At 59.7% G+C, this 19,245-nt stretch carries 14 protein-coding genes; 7 read left to right on the forward strand and 7 right to left on the reverse strand.

The genetic code is table 11. From position 1 onward, the window contains the following. Positions 1-405 precede the first annotated feature (405 nt). Positions 406-1,158 (forward strand): SIR2 family NAD-dependent protein deacylase, encoded by a 753-nt coding sequence (locus BPSY_RS02480; RefSeq protein WP_033496917.1) that lies wholly within the window; start codon positions 406-408, stop codon positions 1,156-1,158. A gap of 154 nt (positions 1,159-1,312) precedes the next feature. Here the strand turns inward: BPSY_RS02480 and ilvA are convergent, their stop codons facing one another. Next, the gene (gene ilvA, locus BPSY_RS02485; protein ID WP_033497013.1) at positions 1,313-2,578 is read right to left on the reverse strand and encodes a threonine ammonia-lyase; all 1,266 of its coding nucleotides are present in this window, start codon (positions 2,576-2,578) and stop codon (positions 1,313-1,315) included. Positions 2,579-2,808: 230 nt separating this feature from the next. Here ilvA and BPSY_RS02490 point away from each other — a divergent pair, with 230 nt between their 5' ends. From BPSY_RS02490 to BPSY_RS02510, 5 genes are all read left to right on the forward strand, one after another. Then, positions 2,809-3,882, forward strand: a complete 1,074-nt coding sequence (locus BPSY_RS02490; RefSeq protein WP_081884142.1) for an iron-siderophore ABC transporter substrate-binding protein — start codon at positions 2,809-2,811, stop codon at positions 3,880-3,882. A 68-nt stretch (positions 3,883-3,950) separates the two neighbouring features. Continuing rightward, the gene (locus BPSY_RS02495) at positions 3,951-4,985 is read left to right on the forward strand and encodes a FecCD family ABC transporter permease (protein ID WP_051921526.1); all 1,035 of its coding nucleotides are present in this window, start codon (positions 3,951-3,953) and stop codon (positions 4,983-4,985) included. Next, positions 4,982-6,040 carry a FecCD family ABC transporter permease gene (locus tag BPSY_RS02500; RefSeq protein WP_033496916.1) on the forward strand — a complete coding sequence of 353 codons (1,059 nt, stop codon included), beginning with the start codon at positions 4,982-4,984 and terminating at the stop codon, positions 6,038-6,040. Before BPSY_RS02495 ends, BPSY_RS02500 begins: the two co-directional genes overlap by 4 nt. After that, the gene (locus BPSY_RS02505) at positions 6,037-7,005 is read left to right on the forward strand and encodes an ABC transporter ATP-binding protein (protein WP_238556783.1); all 969 of its coding nucleotides are present in this window, start codon (positions 6,037-6,039) and stop codon (positions 7,003-7,005) included. Before BPSY_RS02500 ends, BPSY_RS02505 begins: the two co-directional genes overlap by 4 nt. Further along, positions 6,992-8,002 (forward strand): siderophore-interacting protein, encoded by a 1,011-nt coding sequence (locus BPSY_RS02510; protein ID WP_051921527.1) that lies wholly within the window; start codon positions 6,992-6,994, stop codon positions 8,000-8,002. The genes BPSY_RS02505 and BPSY_RS02510 overlap by 14 nt, the downstream gene beginning before the upstream one ends. 6 nt (positions 8,003-8,008) lie before the next feature. On the opposite strand, the gene BPSY_RS02515 is transcribed toward BPSY_RS02510, so the two are convergent. The 5 genes from BPSY_RS02515 to BPSY_RS02535 form a co-directional block, all read right to left on the reverse strand. After that, the gene (locus BPSY_RS02515; protein ID WP_033496915.1) at positions 8,009-9,865 is read right to left on the reverse strand and encodes a glycoside hydrolase family 13 protein; all 1,857 of its coding nucleotides are present in this window, start codon (positions 9,863-9,865) and stop codon (positions 8,009-8,011) included. Between the two features lie 63 nt (positions 9,866-9,928). After that, positions 9,929-11,890, reverse strand: a complete 1,962-nt coding sequence (locus BPSY_RS02520) for a glycogen debranching N-terminal domain-containing protein (protein ID WP_238556784.1) — start codon at positions 11,888-11,890, stop codon at positions 9,929-9,931. A gap of 26 nt (positions 11,891-11,916) precedes the next feature. After that, positions 11,917-12,819 carry a carbohydrate ABC transporter permease gene (locus BPSY_RS02525; RefSeq protein WP_033497001.1) on the reverse strand — a complete coding sequence of 301 codons (903 nt, stop codon included), beginning with the start codon at positions 12,817-12,819 and terminating at the stop codon, positions 11,917-11,919. Then, positions 12,812-14,008: a carbohydrate ABC transporter permease gene (locus tag BPSY_RS02530; RefSeq protein WP_238556785.1), complete on the reverse strand. Its 1,197-nt coding sequence runs from the start codon at positions 14,006-14,008 to the stop codon at positions 12,812-12,814. Before BPSY_RS02530 ends, BPSY_RS02525 begins: the two co-directional genes overlap by 8 nt. Before the next feature lie 84 nt (positions 14,009-14,092). Next, positions 14,093-15,343, reverse strand: coding sequence for a sugar ABC transporter substrate-binding protein (locus BPSY_RS02535; RefSeq protein WP_033496913.1), 1,251 nt, complete (start codon positions 15,341-15,343; stop codon positions 14,093-14,095). Between the two features lie 256 nt (positions 15,344-15,599). On the opposite strand from BPSY_RS02535, the gene BPSY_RS02540 reads away from it, so the two are divergent. Further along, positions 15,600-16,601, forward strand: coding sequence for a LacI family DNA-binding transcriptional regulator (locus BPSY_RS02540; RefSeq protein WP_033496912.1), 1,002 nt, complete (start codon positions 15,600-15,602; stop codon positions 16,599-16,601). A gap of 33 nt (positions 16,602-16,634) precedes the next feature. Here BPSY_RS02540 and otsB read toward each other — a convergent pair whose 3' ends face one another. Then, the gene (otsB, locus tag BPSY_RS02545; RefSeq protein WP_152596820.1) at positions 16,635-19,064 is read right to left on the reverse strand and encodes a trehalose-phosphatase; all 2,430 of its coding nucleotides are present in this window, start codon (positions 19,062-19,064) and stop codon (positions 16,635-16,637) included. Positions 19,065-19,245: the final 181 nt, after the last annotated feature.

Consider the following 19,245-nt stretch of genomic DNA (forward strand, 5'->3'; position numbering starts at 1 on the left):
CAAGCTTTCCAACTCCCTCAGGAAGAAGTCCGCCGTGCTGAGCAGCGAATAAAGAATTTACCCCGATGGGGCCTGATATGCAAACCGAAGGGCGCGCTTGAGCTTGGAAACCTTGGTATTCCAAGCTTCCATCGGCGTGTCGGTTTTCATCAACAAAACTCGATAACACCAGATTAGCGCCCGTTCCCAAGGAAAAATGGATTATCGAATACCTTCATACGGCGTGTCGCGAGCCTGCCGGTACTTCGGCCGGGAAATACGGCGGTGTGGGATGGGTGTGAGGGGTATTTCGGAGACGGAGGATGAGGTGCGACAGGTGGGAGGGGTATGCGGCATCGGGACATTCCTCCGCGTCATGTGGAAGAGACGGTAGTGCGATCGCCGGGCTGGTGGTAATACGGCACTATGAGCAAGAAGATAGCGATACTCACCGGCGCAGGCATTTCGACTTCAGCGGGAATCCCGGATTTTCGCGGACCTGACGGTGTCTGGACCAAGCATCCGGAACAGATGAGCGTCTACGACATCGACGCCTTCATGAGCGATCAGGAGGAACGCGAGTACTCCTGGCGCTGGCAGAAGGAGTCACCGGTGTGGAACGCACAACCCGGTGTCGCGCATAAGGCCTTGGTCAAGCTGGAGCAGGCCGGTCTGCTCAGCTTGCTCGCGACGCAGAACTTCGATGCGCTGCACGAAAAGGCCGGCAATTCATCCGACGTGATCGTCAATCTTCATGGTTCCATCGGCACATCCCACTGCCTGCGATGTGGAGCGGAATACGACACCGCGGCGATTATGGGGCGTCTCGACGAAGAACCCGACCCGCATTGCCACCGCAGACTCCCCTATAAGTCGAATATGACCTGCGGCGGCATACTGAAAACGGATGTGGTGTATTTCGGCGAGGCCCTGCCTGAAGGCGCGATGGAGAAAAGCATGAGATTGGCCTCCTCCGCCGATGAGTTCTGGGTTATCGGCAGCACGCTGGAAGTCTATCCGGCCGCTTCGCTGGTACCGGTCGCCGCTCAGGCCGGCGTACCGATCACGATTATGAACATGGGACGCACCCAATACGATTCCCTGGCCAGGACTCTTATCACAGAACCGATCCAGGATGCCCTGCCACGCCTGGTGGAGAACACGATCGCATCAGCCTGAGCGGCCTGGGCGTCAGCTGCGGCTGGGCTGTCATGACGGCCGTATCCCTCGATATGACGCTGTCGTCATGACAGCCCGGTAGGTCATGGATCCCGGACCTATTGCCACAAGCGGGAATGCCTCCCACACCGGGTTTCCCCGATGCCGTCAACTACTAGTAGACCTGCTCCACACGGAAACCCTCGCCACGCAGGGTGTCAAGGACATGGGCGATGTGATCCGGCCCATTGGTCTCCACGGTGACCTCGAGGAGCACGCCGTTGCGGTAGTGCCCGGAGGCCTTGAACTGGTCGTGGTTGAGTTCGATCACGTTGGCTCGCAGATCCGCCAACAGCGTCGCTATTTTCGCTAGTTGACCCGGAACATCAGGTAATTCGACACCGAATTGCATGATGCGGCCACGCGAGATCATGCCGCGCTGGATGACGGCGCCGATGGTGACGGTATCTATATTGCCGCCCGAGACGATCGGCACGATCACATGGGGGCCCGTTTCCGATTGGAAGACCTTCGATTGGAGATCCAGCTGCGACAGCGCGGCAAGCGGCACGGCTCCGGCGGCTTCGACGACAAGCTTGTGCTTTTCCAGCATCAACAGGATCATTTCGGATATATCGCGCTCGGTCACCTGCACTATATCGTCGAGATCCTGCTGCAGCAGGGCGAAAGTGAGGTCACCGGGACGTTTGACGGCCACGCCTTCGGCGGCCGTGTTGACCTGAGCGGCCTCGACGACATGCCCTGCGGCGAATGACTCCCTCCAGGCGGGCGAGCCGACGGGAGTCGCACCTATGACATTGACCTCGGGCCGGAAGGTCTTGACGGCCAGCGCGATGCCAGCGGCAAGACCACCGCCACCCATGGGGACCACGATATCCGTCACGTCGGGTACATCCTGGAGTATCTCCATCGCAATGGTGCCTTGGCCGCACAGCACCTCGTAATCATCAAAGGGATGCACGAAGGTCATATGCCGTTCCTGGGCGAGTTGCTGCGCATAGGCGAAGCTTTCATCGAACACGTTGCCTTGGAGAACGACTTCGGCCCCGTACGCACGTGTGGCATCCACCTTGAGAGGAGGGGTGATCTGCGGCATGACGATGGTCGCCTGGGCTTCGCGTTCGCGTGCTGCGAAGGCGACGCCTTGGGCGTGGTTGCCTGCCGAGGCCGTGACGATGCCCCTGTCCAGATCGGCCTGCGACAGGGAGGCGATCTTGTTGTATGCGCCGCGTAGTTTGAATGATCCCGTCAGCTGAAGGTTCTCCGGTTTCAGCAGCACACGATGCCCGCTGCGTTCACTGAGGATGCCTGATTCCTCGATTCGGGTATGCCGCACGGTTCCGCGTAGTCGATCCGCGGCAGCCTGGAGTTCAGCTTTGTGGTCATATGAGAGATACTTCTGGACTTCATCGCTTTGCATGACATCATTATCACGCCCATGCATGACGAAGCGCCCCGCTGCGCCGTGCCATGTTCACCACGTGGACGTAGGAGCTTCGTTGTACGCCACATGAGTGCCGGTATTACCCGCAAGATAATCAAAAGTCAAGACCTGTTCATACAGCTGTCATTCTGTTAGATTGGGGGCGCCCACTGCCATATGCGGCAGCACTCTTGGGCCGAAGCATCCATGAACGAGGAGAATCCGATATGACTATGAACGCGCGTACACGACGGGGCTCAATCATGGGCAAGCGCCTGGCCGCCGCCGCGCTGGCCGGGATAAGCGTCATCGCCTTGACGGCGTGCTCCGGGGCGTCACAGTCCTCCGCTTCCACAGACGCTTCCTCCTCTTCGAACGGGGCCTTCCCGGTCAGCATCAGCCACGCATACGGCACCACGACGATAGAAAGCCAGCCAACACGTGTTTCCACCATCGGCTGGACGAACCAGGACGCGGTTATCGCCTTGGGTGTCGTTCCTGTCGATATGCCGAAAATAACGGATGGCGCGGCAGGGGACAGCGGCATACTCCCCTGGACCGAAGCCGCCTTGAAAAAACTCGGTGCGACCGGCGACAAGGCACCGAAGCTCCACGATGAAAGCGACGATATAGATACTGAGGCCATCGCGGCCACCAGCCCTGACGTCATCATCGGCGTGCAGTCGGGAATCAGCAAATCGCAATACCAGACCATGAGCAAGATCGCACCCACCATCGCATACCCGGGAGAGGCCTGGGCGGCGCAATGGCGTCAGGTGGTCGAGTTGAGCGCCAAGGCGCTGGGCAAGGAAAGCAAAGGCAAGCAGGTGATCGCCGATGATGAGGCAGCGATCAGCAAAGCCGTGGCGGCTCATCCCGATCTCAAGGGCAAGAACGCGTCGGTGATGTATTTCGACACCACCAAGCTCTCCACCATCAGCGTCTACACCACGGCGGATACCCGACCCGCCTTCCTTGAGGACCTTGGCCTGAGTACACCGAAATCGGTCGAGAAGATCTCGAAGTCCACGGATTCCTTCTACAAGGACATCGCGGCGGAGAATGTCGATCAGTTCGATGATGTGGACATCATCGTGACGTATGGAGATGACACCACACTCAGCACATTGCAGAAAGATCCTTTGATATCCCAGATCCCGGCAATCAAACGTGGATCCGTCGTGGTCATCGATCTCAATTCCAAGCTTGGCAGTGCCATCGCTCCTTCCGCCCTGTCAATTCCTTCAACGGTCGGCGACTACGCGGACAAGCTCGCCGAAGCAGCGGCCAAGGTCGACTGACCCCACACAACGCACCATGAGCGATTCCAAGACGTCACGACCACCCCGGCAATACAAGATCGACTAGCATGCACGCACACACATCGCGCTCAGGCACGAAGAATCCGAGAACCCGACTCGGCGTCATATGCTTCGTCGTCTCCTTGGTGCTGCTCGTGGTGCTGGCCCTTTGCTCGATCGCCATCGGGTCGCGTCCCGTCCCACTGTCCGAAGTGATCGCCGTACTCGGCGACCCCGGTGCCTCGGGAGTGGCCGCCGAAGCCGTCAGGCTGCGCATACCACGTATGGTGCTGGGCGTCCTTGCCGGGATGGCTCTTGCGAGCGCGGGCACATTGATGCAGGGCATGACGCGCAATCCTCTGGCGGACCCATCCATTCTCGGTCTTAACGGCGGTGCGGCATTCGCCATCGTTCTCTCCATGGCGACGGTGGGGTTGAGCGCACCGATCCAATACGTTTGGGTCGGCATGCTCGGCTCATGCATCGCCGCCCTCGGGGTCTGGGCTCTGGGCTCCCTCGGGGCGAAGGGTCCCTCCCCGTTGAAGATGACACTTGCCGGTGCGGTGGTCGCCGCAATGCTCTCATCGCTCACCTCGGCGGTGCTGCTCCCGAGAATCGACGTTATCTCCTCCTTCCGTTTCTGGCAGGTCGGTGGTCTTTCGGGCGCGCGATTCTCGTTGATCGTCCCACTGCTGCCGCTGTTCGTGATTGGAGAGGTGATGGCCGTGTGGTGCCTTCCCGGCCTGAATGCGCTTGCGATGGGTGACGATCTGGCACGTGGTCTGGGCAGCCGGGTCCGTCTGGTGCGGATGGGCGCATGGGGGGCATCCGTTATCCTCTCCGCAACCACCACGGCGCTTGCGGGCCCGATCGGATTCGTCGGTCTGGTGGTCCCCCACGCGGCGAGGTTGATCGTGGGATCGAACTATAAGCGCATATTCACCTTATCCCTGGTATTCGGCCCGATTCTTCTGCTCGCCTCGGATCTCATCGGACGTGTGCTCACACGCCCCACCGATGTGGAGGTCGGCATTGTCACCGCACTCATCGGGGCTCCCTGCTTCATCGTCCTGGCCCGTCGTCGGAATCTGCAACAGATATGAAGGGGGCTTCCGTATTGCCGGCATCGTATGAGCACCAAACGCCCTCGGCGCAATTCAGGACACGTCGTTTGCGGCGTAAGACCTTGGTCTGTTCAATACTCGTCGCGTTGGCGGCCGTGCTGCTCTACACCGATATCACCTTCGGGACGGTCATCTACAGCTTCAACGATCTCCTTCGCGTCGTTTCGGGCGAACAGATCCCCGGTATCTCCTTCGCGCTCGGGGAGCTGCGGATTCCGCGATCACTGACCGCGCTGGCCTGCGGTGCCGCCTTCGGCATCGCGGGTTCATGTTTCCAGCATCTGCTGCGTAATCCTCTGGCCAGCCCGGATATCATCGGCATCACCTCGGGTGCGAATGCCGCTGCGGTGTTCGGCATCGTCGTGCTTGGGGCATCCGGTCTGGAGCTCAGCGCCATTTCGGTTGCCGGTGGGCTGCTCACGACGGCGGTGATCGCAGCATTCACCTGGAAACGCGGCCTCTCCCTGGGACGGCTCATCCTGGTCGGCATCGCTTTCGGGGCCATGCTTGACGCAGCGAGTTCGTGGATACTGGTTCATGCGGATCAGTGGGATATCCAGTCGGCCTCACGATGGCTTACCGGCAGCCTTGCCGATACCCAATGGAGCGACGTCTTGCTTTCCGGCATCGCCTTGTCAATCGGATGCATAGCAATCGCCCCTCTTTCCAAAAGGCTGGATATGCTCCGTCTGGGCGACGAGATCGCGGCCAGTCTGGGCGTGCGGGTTGGCGCTTCGCAGATTGCGATCATATGCGTATCCGTGACGATGCTTTCGATAGCCACATCCGCGGTGGGCCCGATCGCCTTCGTGTCCTTCCTGTCCGGTCCGATCGCCCGCAGAATCAGTGGCTATGGATCTTCGGCACTTGCCGAATCCACACTGGTCGGTGCATGCCTGGTGCTGGGATCGGATATCATCGCCCAGCATCTGCTGACCGAACAGATGCCCGTCGGTGTGGTCACCAGCGTCATCGGCGGCCCTGTGCTGATGCTGCTGATGTACATCTCAACACGAAAGGGGCATCTGGAATGATGAAGACACAGGACAGCAAGGGCCCGGATTCCACTCCGGCTGCGACTGGGCGCCCCGGGCCGACGTCCTCGATCACACGGGACCCGCATCTTGAGACCACGGGCCTGAGTGTTGGCTACGGGGAGCATCTGGTCATCAACAATATCGACCTGGATATTCCAGTCGGCACCATCGGTGCCATAATCGGCCCGAACGGATGCGGCAAATCCACTTTCCTGCGCGCCCTGGCACGCTTGCTCAAACCGGTAAACGGTACCGTGCTGCTCAACGGCGCCGACATCGCGTCAATGCCCACCAAACGTGTCGCCACCCAAGTCGGGCTGCTGCCGCAGTCCTCCATCGCTCCCGAGGGCATCACGGTCAGCGATCTGGTGTCACGAGGACGGTACCCCTATCACCGCTTCGGCTCCGCATGGAATGCCGAGGACCAGACGGCGGTGGACCATGCCCTTCGGGCGACAGGCATGGAGGGCTTCGCCGACAGACCCGTGGATGAACTCTCGGGAGGGCAGCGGCAACGTGCATGGATCGCACTGACCTTGGCCCAGCAGACCGGCATTGTGCTCCTCGATGAGCCGACCACCTTTCTTGACGTGTCGTACCAGCTCGAGGTGCTCGATCTGCTCAGTGACCTGAACGCGACCGAGGGGACCACCATTGTGATGGTTCTTCATGATGTGAATCTGGCGGCCCGCTATGCGGATTGGATGCTCGCATTATGCGACGGCCATCAGGAGGCTTTGGGGACTCCCGACGAAATCCTCACCGAAGAACTGGTGCACCGGGTCTTCGGAGTGGAGGCGACGATCGTCGATGACCCCGCGAGCGGTATGCCGATGATGATCGCCGATCGTAGGCACTCCTTGCGTGCACGGCGCGCACTGCACGAAACAACAGTCGGCGGCAACTCCGGTGCCCGAACGGCGCCGAAGACGGAAAGGGATGCACACCATGAGCACAAGTGAGCGGCAAGGAGCACGGGAATCCGAGCACAGCGGCGAGCAGTACCCCGCATTTCGCCCATACCGGGTGCGGGTGCTGCGCACTACCCGAATCTCCCCTAGTTTCCAGCGCATCATATTCACCGGCGATGACCTGCGATACATCGGGACGGATGGATACGACCAGCGCATCAAGGTCCTGCTCCCGCTTGACGGGAACAGGTGGGGGGACCCGAAGCTCTTCGACGAGGAGTCCTTGTCACGGGGAGCATGGTGGGAACAGTGGCGCGCACTGGCACCGCAGGACCGCAATCCCATCCGGACATACACGATCCGTGCGGCGGACCCCGTGCAACGCAATCTGACCATTGATTTCGTACTGCATGACAATCCCGGCCCGGCAGGGGCGTTCGCCCAGCATGCCGTACCGGGTGATGAGGCGGTTATCGTGGGGCCGGACCGCCGTTCGAAGGATTCCGCCATCGGCATCGACTTTCATCCGGGATACACCCGCAACATGCTGCTGGTGGGTGATGAAACCGCGGTGCCTGCGATCGGCGCCATACTGGACGGTCTTGCCGCATCGGGCTGGGAGGGTGAGGGACTTGCGGTTCTGGAAGTACCCGATGCAGCGGATACAACCCTGGCACTCCCCCGGATACCCGGATTCGGCATCGACTGGGTCAGCCGGTCCTCGGCCGAGGACGGCCCTTCATCAGAGCATGGCGCGTCACTGATTGCGCGCGTGGAGCGCTATGCGGCGCAGCACGCCGATATGCTCATGGATGGCGGGTCTCATCCGCATGGAAGGTCGGGCTCGGAGTTCACCGATATCAATGTCGATAGGGATCTGCTCTGGGAGGTTCCCGAAGAGCAGAAACCTCGCGCCTTCTATGCCTGGATGGCCGGCGAGGCCGCGACGATGCGGGCCCTGCGCAGGATCCTCGTCCGCGACCACGGCGTCGACCGAAGCAACGTCGCTTTCATGGGGTATTGGCGTGCGGGCAAATCGGAGATGTGAAGCGCATCAGGGTTGGTAGACGAAAGCCTCCCAAGGGGACAGCCTCCCCGTGAACAAGGCGCTGAGCGTCTGTGATCTGGGATAGTTGCTGATCAGCACATTGTCCTCATCGATTGTCATGCCTGAATCCACCGGGAACGCGACCGGATCCAGACCGAGGGCGGCCGCCGCCTCAGGTGGTATTTGGGCGCTTCGCCCGGTGAGGTTCGCCACGACCACCACCTGCTGATGTTCGATGGTGTCCGACAGGTCGAAGCCCTCCAGGGAACGCACAAAGGCGTATACACGCTTGTCTTCGCCGTCGAGCAAGGACCATCTTCCGGCGGCGATCACCGGATTGCTGTGACGCAGGTGGATCAGCTCCCTATAGAAGGCCAGAACGGAGTTGGGGTCGTGTTCCTCATCCGAAGCATTGATCATCTCTTTGTTGGGATTCACAGGAAGCCACGGCTCGGTCGGAGAATCCGCATCGGTGAACCCGGCGAATGCACTCGAATCCCATTGCATCGGGGTCCTTGCGTTGTCACGGCTGCGCCGGCCCAACGCCTCAAGCATCTGGTCGTGGGTGGAGAGCTTCATCGCCAACACGCGCAGGCGATACAGATCGAGGGATTCAATGTCGCGGTATTGGTCAAGCGCCGTGAAACCGGCGTTCGTCATGCCGAGTTCCTCACCCTGATAGATGTATGGCGTGCCTCGGTGCATGTGCAACACCAGACCCAGGGCCTTGGCCGATAAGGTGCGCGACTCCTCGCTCGTCGTATCTCCCCAGCGTGAGACCACACGGGGTTGGTCATGATTATTGAAGAACAGGCTGGCCCAACCCGAGTCCTCCACGGCCTCCTGCTCGCTCGCCATGATTCGTTTCAGCGGCACGATGTCGAGGGGCAGAGGATTCCACTTGCTCCCACGCGCATCGAATTCAACATGATGGAACAGGAACAACATATCCAGCTCATGGTTCGACGGGTCGGTGATCTCCCTGTTGCGGTCGGGTGTGATGCCCGGCGCTTCGCCCACCGTGAGGAAACCCTCCCGGCCTTCGAAAACCGCATGCCTCATCTCCGAAAGGAATTCGTCCAGACGAGGCCCGTCCGCCATGACGATCTGGGCGTTGGCGTAACCGTCTTCACCCGGAACACCGTCGGGCAGGTCACCATCGGCCGTCAGCGGTTTTGAGATCAAGGTGATGACGTCCATGCGGAAACCGTCGATACCGCGGTCCATCCACCAGTTCATCATGTCGTACACCGCCTGCCTGACGGCCGGATTCTCCCAATTCAGATCAGGTTGCTTGGGTGAGAAGGAATGCAGGTAATACTCGCCGCGATCCGGTGAATACTCCCAGGCCGAGCCCCCGAAATCGGAGCCCCAGTTATTCGGCTCCGACCCCGGCGCCCCAGGTGTGTGCCCCTCCTTCGTGGGCCTCCACCAATACCAATCCGCGTATTGCGCGGATCCCTCACGGGAGGCCTCGAACCACGCGTGTTCGTCGGAGGTATGGTTGACCACCAGATCGATGATGATGCGCATGCCCCGCTCGTGCACGGCTGCGATCAGATCATCCATGTCATACAAGGTGCCGAACATCGGATCGATATCCTGATAATCCGAAATGTCATAGCCGTTGTCATCCTGGGGGGACTTGTAGACCGGGCTGAGCCAGATCACATCCACGCCAAGATTCGCCAGATAGTCCAAACGACTGATGATCCCCCGCAGATCGCCGATGCCGTCGTTGTTCGAATCCTGGAAACTGCGCGGGTAGATCTGATAGACCACCGCATTCGCCCACCAGGGATTCACCGTGGCACCGTTCGTACGGATCGAATCCGGCAAAAGCTCACGCTGCTGTACTGTCATGCCCTCTCATCTCACTCACACTTGACACTGCATTTGGGTATACGCCATGTGCTGTGCCTTCACCTACGGCAGTAGCGCAGTGTCTCCCTGCTGAGATGATAGGTCATTCACAACGGAAAAAACGACAATAGCCGCGGCCGCCGACCATGCCTGCGGATGACACGCCGCAGGATACGGTACCGGGGCTTCGGGGGCGGCGTCGCCGGAGTACAGCTCGGGCATCTGGTACCCGAAGGATGCAGCGGCTTCGATAAGCCCATTGGCGATTTCCTTCGCCTCGTTGACGAAACCTTCATGACTGAGGCCGAGCATCGCTATGGCGCTGTCATGGGCCCAGACCGAGCCGCAGTGGTAACTCAGCGGCCAGTATCCGCCCGAATCACGGCTCAGGGTACGAATGCCGTACCCTGAGTTCAGCTGGGGGGACATCAGTCGGTGTGCCACATCCCTGGCCCCATCCTCATCAAGAATGCCAGTTCCCAGGAGATGACCGATATTGCTGGTGACCGAATCCACCTGTCGTTTTTGTCCATCGAGCGCGATCACCGGATACCTGCCCATCTCATCATGGGCCCAGAAGCACTGGTTGAACCTGCTTTTCAGACCAGCGGCCCAGGTGCGCAAAGCCGGGGCGCCGGGACGACCGAAATCATCAAGAATACGTGCGCCCTCGATGGCCGCCTGATAGGCATAGGCCTGCACCTCGCACAGGGCTATCGGACCCTCCGCGATGCTGCCGTCGCGCCAACGCACGGAATCCCCGGAATCCTTCCAGCCCTGGTTGCTCAGACCGTGCCCTGATCGGTCAATGTATTCCAGGAACCCATCACCATCGGCATCCCCCCATTCGACGATCCATGCCAGGGCGCGTTCAAGATTGGGGATCAGCTCCTCGACCACCGAAGGCGATACCCCGCCCCGGGCAAGTTCACCGAGCAGGATCACCCATAGTGCCGTTGCGTCCACGGTCCCGTAATACAGGGGAGGCAGACGCATATGGCTTGATGAGAACACTCCTGAGGACTCCAAGGTCTCGGATCGCAGTTCGTGGGGAATCTTGCCGGGTTCCGCATTGGTGTGGGGATCGTGCGTGCTCGCCTGGAAGCGCGCCAGGATGCGCAAGGTGCCGATGGTGGGCTTGTCCGTAAGGGGGAGGAGGAAGCGTGCCGCCCACAGTGAGTCCCTGCCGAAGAGTGTGAAGAACCAGGGTGCGCCTGCCGCAAGGAATTCATCCTCTGGCATGCCGGGAACGGACATGCGCAAACCCGCCAGATCCTGCAAGGAGCGTTTCACCCATGCATCAAGCCGAGGATCACCCGAATCCAGGTGCACACCGCTCCACGGCGCCTCGCCCTTGGCCGCGACGACCACGTTCTGCGGGGCTTCGACGGAGCATACGAAACCAACATCACAGTTACCGTGCGCGGGCACAGTCATCTCCCATGCAAAGGAGCACCGCGTGCCATGCCGGGTGATTGCGGCACCGGCATGTGGCGTGACGACCGTGCGGCCTGATCTCGAGTGCGCCTCGACACCACTCCGCCCAAGGGATATCCGCAGCCCGCCCGGCCTGTTCTGCCCATCACCGGCGGCACCGCCCTTGATGCTTTGCATATCCGAGTCATCCAGATATACCGACATCTCGACGGTCATCCGTACGTCACGATCCAATCCGTTGACGACACATGCTTCAAGGGACAAGGAGTCGTGATCCACCACGCGCCGCTCGTTGACGCGGACCATCGGATCAACGGTTGCCCCGGTGATGTTCCTCGCGAGATACACATTCTCCGTGCGATCGGCACCCGAGCGTGTGGATCGCACCAACTCCGGTTCGACACCGTTGATTTTGAGTTGCAGCGCGGAGATCACACGGGTGTCTCCTACATAGAAACCACTCGCTCCGGAGCCGTCCACCCTGCCCCCGGCCGCCGACCAGAGTTGCGCCGGGGCCGAAACGATGACCTGCTGTTGATAAATCCATGGCTGACCCATCTGTTCGGAAGCCGGGATCGTAGTCGTCATATTCAATATATCCATCCTCTTGGGCGTTATTCCTTGACCGAGCCTTCGCTGGTGTTCATGATCCGTTTCTGGAAGGCGAAGAACAGCACGGCCACCGGAATGGTCATCACCGCGGCCGCGGCGAGTTTGATCGGGTATTGGCTGCCTGCGCTGAGCTGTCCGCTCGCCAGCGATGCGACACCCTTCGTCAGGGTGGTGAGAGCAGGCGATTGCGTGGAGACGATGAAGTGGGAGAGTTCGTTCCAGGATCCCTGAAAAGAGAGGATCGTGATGGTGACCAGCGCCGGACGGGCCATCGGCAGCACAATGGACCAGAAGATGCGGAAGGTACCGGCGCGGTCGATCATCGCCTGTTCCTCGACGCTGCGTGGTATCGATTCGAAGAAGTTCTTCATGATGAACACGCCACTCGCATCGATGAGCAATGGGAGAATCATGCCCAGATAGCTGTCATAGATACCAAGAGTCTTGATGATCAGGAACTTCGGGATCAACAGCACCACCATGGGCACGCTCATCACGGCCACCAGCAGCGTGAATATCAGGTTCCTTCCCGGGAACCTCAGTCTCGACAGTGCGTAGCCGGCCATCGAGTCGAAGAAGACGCGCCCCGCCGTGACCACAAGCGTGACGATCACGGAATTCTTGAACCAGACCGGGAAATCGGAGTTGAGGAACAGGCGCCGGTAAGCCGCCGTCGTCCAAACCTCGGGGATCAAGGACACGGGGTTCGCGGCGGCATCGGCATCGCTTTTGAACGAGGTGGCGATCTGTATGACAAAGGGCAGAATGTATATCAGCGCGATCACAGCGAGCGCCAGGTACAGCAGCACCCGCCCGTGAATCAGGGAATGCAGGGCCCTCCGGAATCTGCCCTCGTCCGTCTGGCGAAGGGTCACCGGCGTAAGGCTTGTATGTGTCTCAGACATGTTCGGCATCTCCTGTGCTTGTGCTGCGCGCCGACCCCTGGCCAGTGCCGAGTCCGGAAGCGGATTGCGCAGACGCCAAGGTCTCCGCTTTCATCGCCGCGTAGTAGGCGGTCTTACGCCGAGACATCTTCCTGTCCTTCATCAGCTGGCGCTGTATCCAGGTCATCACGATGATGATGACGAACAGCACGAAGGAGATCGCCGCACCTTGTCCCCATTCCTGATTGTCGAATGCGGCGCTGTAGGACAGGTAGGCGGGCGTGAGCGTGGTCTTGGAGGGCCCTCCTTTGGTACCTGTGTATATCTGGTCGAAGACCTGCCAGGTGCCTATGATGCCAAGCGTCACCACGGTAAAGATGGTCGGCTTCAACTGCGGGACGGTGATGTGCCATAGACGCTGCCAGGCGTTCGTACCATCCATGATGGCCGCCTCCTCCGTGCCCTCGCCGATGCTCTGCAATGCTGCGATGAACATCAGCATGAAGGTTCCAGAGGTCGTGAAGATCACCATCAGCATGATTGCGAACATCGCCACCGAAGGACCTGCAAGCCATTCCCACCAACTCAAGCCCAGCAGCCCGTGCTGCGTCAGCACGCTTGGGCCTTTACTGATTCCGATGCTTCCAAGAAGGATCTGTATCAAACCCCTGGGGTCGTTGAACCAGTTCGGACCGTTGATCCCGACCCATGACAGCATCGCGTTGATCGACCCGCTGGCGCCGAACAGGAACATCCAGAGCACCGTAATCGCCACCGAACTCGTCACCGAGGGGAAGTAGAAAGCGGTTCTGAAGAATCCCCTGGCTTTGAGGATTCTTCGGTTCAGCATCACCGCAAGCAGCAGGCTCAGCAGGGTCTGCAGAGGAACCACCAGCAGCGTGTACCACGCATTGTTTCTGATCGCCGTGCCGAAATCGCTCTGTGCCAGGCCCGGTTTGGTCAACACGGCGGCGTAGTTGCTGAAGCCCGCGAAATTGACATGTGATGAGAAGGGGCTCCCCCGCCCCGACCAATCCGAAAAACTCACCCACAACGCCATCGTGATCGGTATCACCAGAAACACACCAAGAATCACCAGCATCGGCATGCAGAACAGCCATCCGGAAAGCCGCTCGTTGCCGTGTTTGATTCTTGTTGCGCCGTGCGATTGCGTGCCTGTGACATCCATACCGCGTTCACTCCTACTCACACCGGCCCCCTTCCTCCGCCTGATCGGCGGCTGCGGCCACTGGCGCGCAAGGCGTCTGTGGCCGCAACCCAGTCGCGCGGATGGCTACTTGATGATGGCTTCCAGATTCGTCTGCGTCTTATCGAGAATCGTCTTGGGCTCGGTCGTCTTGAGTTGCGCGAGCTGGGAGTTGAAATCGGATACGACCGTGCTGGCACCCTTCGCTGTCGGCACACCGATTGCATACTTCAATCCGTCCATGAAGGGAGACAGTGCGGGGTAGTCATCCTTCCACTGCGTGGCGAGTGTCTTGTTGCCCGGCATGATGCCGAAGGCCTTCGCGAAGCCCATCACCACGTCGTTGCTCGCGAGATAGTTCACCAGGCTGACCGCACCCTGCTGATCGGCGCTGTCGGCTGCGATGCCCCAACCGTTGGTGAATTGCATCGTTCCTTTTCCTGCAGGCCCTTCAGGAAGGTCGATAACCTTGTATTTGAGATCGGGGTAGTCGGCGGAGAATGATCCTGAGATCCAGTTCCCCTCTATCGTCATGGCCGCCTTGCCGGTTCCGAGGGCCTCTCCGCCCCATCCGGCACCCAGATCTGATGCGTATGCGGCGCTTCCCGACGTCAGCAGTTTCTTCACCTCGGTCAGTCCCTTGACGCTCGCCGCGGAATTGGCGGTGGCTTTGTTCCCATCCTTGTTGACCAAACCACCGCCGGCTTGGGCCATGAATGCGCCCACCCGTGCATATTCGGGCGAGAAGCTGAGCCCTACATGTCCGGCCGATGTCAGTTTCGCGGTGACCGACTCCAAATCGGACCAGGTCTTGGGATAATCGGAGGCGCTCAGACCTGCTGCGGACCACATATCGGTGTTGATGACGAGTTGCAAGGTCGAGACGTCCTTCGGGATCGCATAGAGCTTCCCGTCATAGCTGAGACTCTGCAACAAGCTCTGGTAGTAATCGTCCTTATTCGATATCTGATCTCCGTAGGCGAGCAGAGACCCGTTGGCCGCATATCCCGCAAGCTGCTCAGGGGCCAGATAGAACACATCGGCCGGAGAACCCGACGCAAAACCCTGGGACAGCTGTTGATTGATGTCGCTGGCCACGGAGACCGTGGCCTTCCTGTTGTTCTTCTTCGCCCAGGCGGCCACAGCCGCCTTGACCGCCGTGGTCTCAGGATCTCCGGACGAGGCGATGAGCACGTTCAGTTCCTTTGACGAATCCGATGTCAGCGAGCCGGCACTGGCCGAATCCTCGCTGCTGAACCCTCCGCCACCGCACGCCGTCAGCACCATTGCCGCGACCGCGGTGATCGCGGTGGCCATTGCAGTTCTTCCCCTCATCATGAATCCCCCTCTAGTTGCATAGCAAACCTCATTGTTGGTTATTTATTTTAACGTTACAAAAAAACAGCAGACAGAACTAGCTGTCATCTTCGCTTTGCATTGGAATCGCCTTTTCACTCAAGTCTGTTCAACTCTGAACCACATCACGGTAGGAATTGTTACGTTCTAATCAGGACTATACTAAGATACCAATAGCGAAAGTGTCAAGCCGCCGACAGCCGAGCTTTCCACTTGACCACCGGGACGAAAGGCGAGGATGGCCAGCATTAAGGACGTCGCAAAGGATGCGGGCGTATCACCACAGACAGTCTCCAACTATTTCAACAGACCTTCGATCGTCACGGCCAGCACAAGGCTCAAGGTGGAGGAGTCGGTCAGCAGGCTCGGATACACACCCAATGCCTCGGCACGCAGGCTCAGAACGCAACGCAGCAACACCATAGCGATAGGCATAGCGCCTTCGGGGTATTCACAGATCTACGATCCGCTCCTTCATGCTTTGGTCAGCGAGGCCGACGCGCATGGCCTGCGCATCATGCTCTACAAAACGGATTCGAAATCGGAGGAGATTCAACAATTCGCCTCGCTCGTTGCCGGTGGCGACGTCGATTGCTTCATCCTTGCGGACACCGATCACCAGGATCCCCGTGTCTCGTGGCTGATCAAGCATCACCAGGCCTTCGTGCTGTTCGGACGTCCCTGGGGCCATACGAATCTGCACGACCAGGAAGTCGCCTGGGTCGACGTCGACGGCAAACAGGGAATGGCTGACATGACCCGTCATCTCATCGTGACAGGTCATCGCCGCATCGGTTTCCTCGGCTGGCCTGACCCGTCGGGAACCGGATCGGATCGGCGCGCCGGATGGGAGGAGGCCCTGGTCACAGCGAAATTGTGCTCCCAAGAGGAGACCGCCTCACTGCGCGAAGAGTCCGAAGACAATATCCGGGCCGGTCAGATCGCATGCACCCGTCTGCTTCGCAGACACCCCGATCTCGATGCGATCATCTGTGTCAGTGACACCTTGGCGACGGGCGCCCGCACATCGCTGCCGCATGACCATACCCTCGTCATCACAGGATTCGACAACACCTCGTCAGCGGAATCCCTCGGATTCCCCTCATTGGAGCAACCGACCCGGAACATCGCTCGCGAACTGGTGCGCATAGCCATCGAAAGAATCAAATATGCGGAAGACGGGCTGGCACCGGAGGACAAGCAGCATGTGCTGCTCGCCCCTACCGTGATCGCCCGATAGAAAGGGTTTTCCGCACCGCCGACCCCATCGCCTCTACTTGGACCTGTCCAGATCCGACACCTCTGATTCGGCATCCAGATAGGCGAGCAGACGATGCAAGGCAGCGGGATTCTGCAAGCGCGTGTGGGCCTTGGTCAATCCCGGGCCGATCTTGATCGTCCACGAATCCTCGGGCATGACCGCGAACATGGTCTCGTCGGTGGTGTCATCGCCGACGGCAAGCATGAAGTCGTAGGCGTCGCTCGTCACCAAAGGCCTGACCGCCTGGCCCTTGCTCGTGGAGACCGGGCAGATCTCCACGACCTTCGCGTTCTCCATAACCATCAGACCGAGCTTGCCGGTCACCATCCGCAGCTCCTCCAGCAAGGCGGACTTCTCCTCGGCGGCAGCATGCTGGTCGCTCAGACGATAATGCCAGGCGATCGCATCATCCTTATGCTCGATGAAGGATTTCGGCACCTGGGCCACGGCCTTCTCAAGAATCGGCTGTATGACCTGCTTCCATGCCGTCGCATCCGGAAGATTGGAGGCCCGCTGCCATCCGTGCTCCCAGGTTGCCGCGGCATCGACGCCCTCGGGGCTGGCACCGACCTGCGGGTATCTGTAGAACCAGACCCCGTGCTCCGCGATCAGCCCGACGGGCAGGTCCGAGAACCAGTCATTCATCGTTTCATGACTACGTCCGGAGACGATGACCAGATCCACACCCGGATGCGAAGCGATGTTGCGCAGCATCTCCTTCAGGGCACGCGTCGGCTTGGCATGCTCAGGGGTGCGTGCCAATGGAGTCAAGGTGCCGTCGTAATCGCACAGCACCAAACGGCGTCCTGCCTTGCCCCACTGCTCCATCAGCTCATTGCGCTGTTCCATCCGCAGACGCTTGTCCGAGGAGCTCACATCCGCAACCTGTTCCAAAGCGGAAACGAAACCGGCGCACCATGTGGCCGCCGTCCGCGACTTCAACCGTGCCTGCATCGCGATATTGCGTTTCGCGGACTCTTCTGAGCTGGTTTCCAAAGCGTCGTGAAGCGCCTCGCACACCGCTTCGGTGTCATAGGGGTTCACGATGAAGGCTTCCGAAAGCTCTGCGGCCGCGCCGCACATATCCGACAGCACCAAAGAGCCGTCACGACCATCATGACAGGCCAGATACTCTTTGGCCACGAGGTTCATACCGTCACGCAAAGGTGTCACCAAAGCCACATCACCTGCGGCATAGATGCCGCACACCGGCTTGATCGGAAGCGATCGCGTGATGTAATGGATCGGCGACCACGCCAGCAAGGAGTACTTTCCGTTGATCTGGCCGACCAGTTGGTCGACCTGCTCTTTCAGGCGCTTATAGGTGTCAACGTTCTCACGTGAAGGCGTCGCCAGCAGATAATACGTCACGTGGCCAGCCCACTCGGGGTATTTCTCAAGCATGCGCTGATACGCACGCAGGCGTTCCGGGATGCCCTTGGTGTAATCGAGCCTGTCTACGGAAACGATGACCTTGTTCGGCTTCGGCGAACCCTCGGCAGCCGATTTCGCCAGATGCAGCTCGGGAAGCTCCTCATGCGCATAATGGCTCCACCAGTTCCCCTCCTTGGCGGAGGCCTCCGCGGCTGCATTGCTCTCTGCAGTCAGGGAGCTCAGGTAACGGCTGTGCGGACGCTTGCCTGCGGCCTCCTCAATACCCCTGCGCATCATCCTGGCAAGATTCGAGCGCGAAGTACGGCGGTACAGGTTGTAATCGATGCCTATCGGGAAGGCGTCAACAGCCGCCTCATGACCGTCGGGCATCGTGAAGCGCCCTTCGTCATCACTGTGCTTATCCAGCAGCAGTTCGACGGAACCCTCGAAATTCTTCGCGTAATCCACCGTATGGAAACCCACGAGATCCGCACCCAGAATACCTTCGAGTATCTCCCTGCTCCAAGGCAGGGAACGGAAGATCTCGGGACTGGGGAAAGGCACGTGCAGGAACCAGCCGATCGAGGCTTCAGGGAAGCGTTCCCGAAGCATCTGAGGCAGCAGCATCAGGTGATAGTCCTGGATCCAGACCTTATCGCCCTTGCGTAGCAGAGGAACCAGCGTTTCGAGGAAATGCTCGTTGACCTCCTGATAGACCCGCCACGTTTCGGGATCGAAATTCGCCTCGTGCGCGAAGTCATGGAGCAACGGCCACATGGTGTCATTGGAGAAACCGGCATAATATCCGTCGACTTCCTCCTTGCTCAGGAAGATAGGTACGCAACGCCGCGATTCGTATTGTTCACGGATCAGATCTATTTCCTCATCCGAATACTGCCCGGGATCCACACCGCTCCACCCGACCCACACGCTGTCCTTATGGGTCTTGTGATAGGGGCCGATCGCCGTCGCCAAACCACCAACATTCTGCCGCAGGGAATACGATCCGTCGTCACTGACGTCAAGCGACATCGGCAATCTGTTCGATACGATTATCAGTCGTCCCACGTTCCCTCGTTTCTGCAAACAGGGCACCGCCCTGCATCATTTGGGCACTCTCTATCTACTCCAAGCTATAGCACACCCGCTTCACGGACAGACTACGGCAGCCTTCCAGCCGGATGCCCACAGAACGGCGTGCAGCCCTTGTCCGCCAAGGCAGGACAAGGGCTGCACGCCGAGTCTCGAT

This window comes from Bifidobacterium psychraerophilum, from assembly GCF_000741705.1.
In the GTDB taxonomy this organism is placed as follows: domain Bacteria; phylum Actinomycetota; class Actinomycetes; order Actinomycetales; family Bifidobacteriaceae; genus Bombiscardovia; species Bombiscardovia psychraerophila.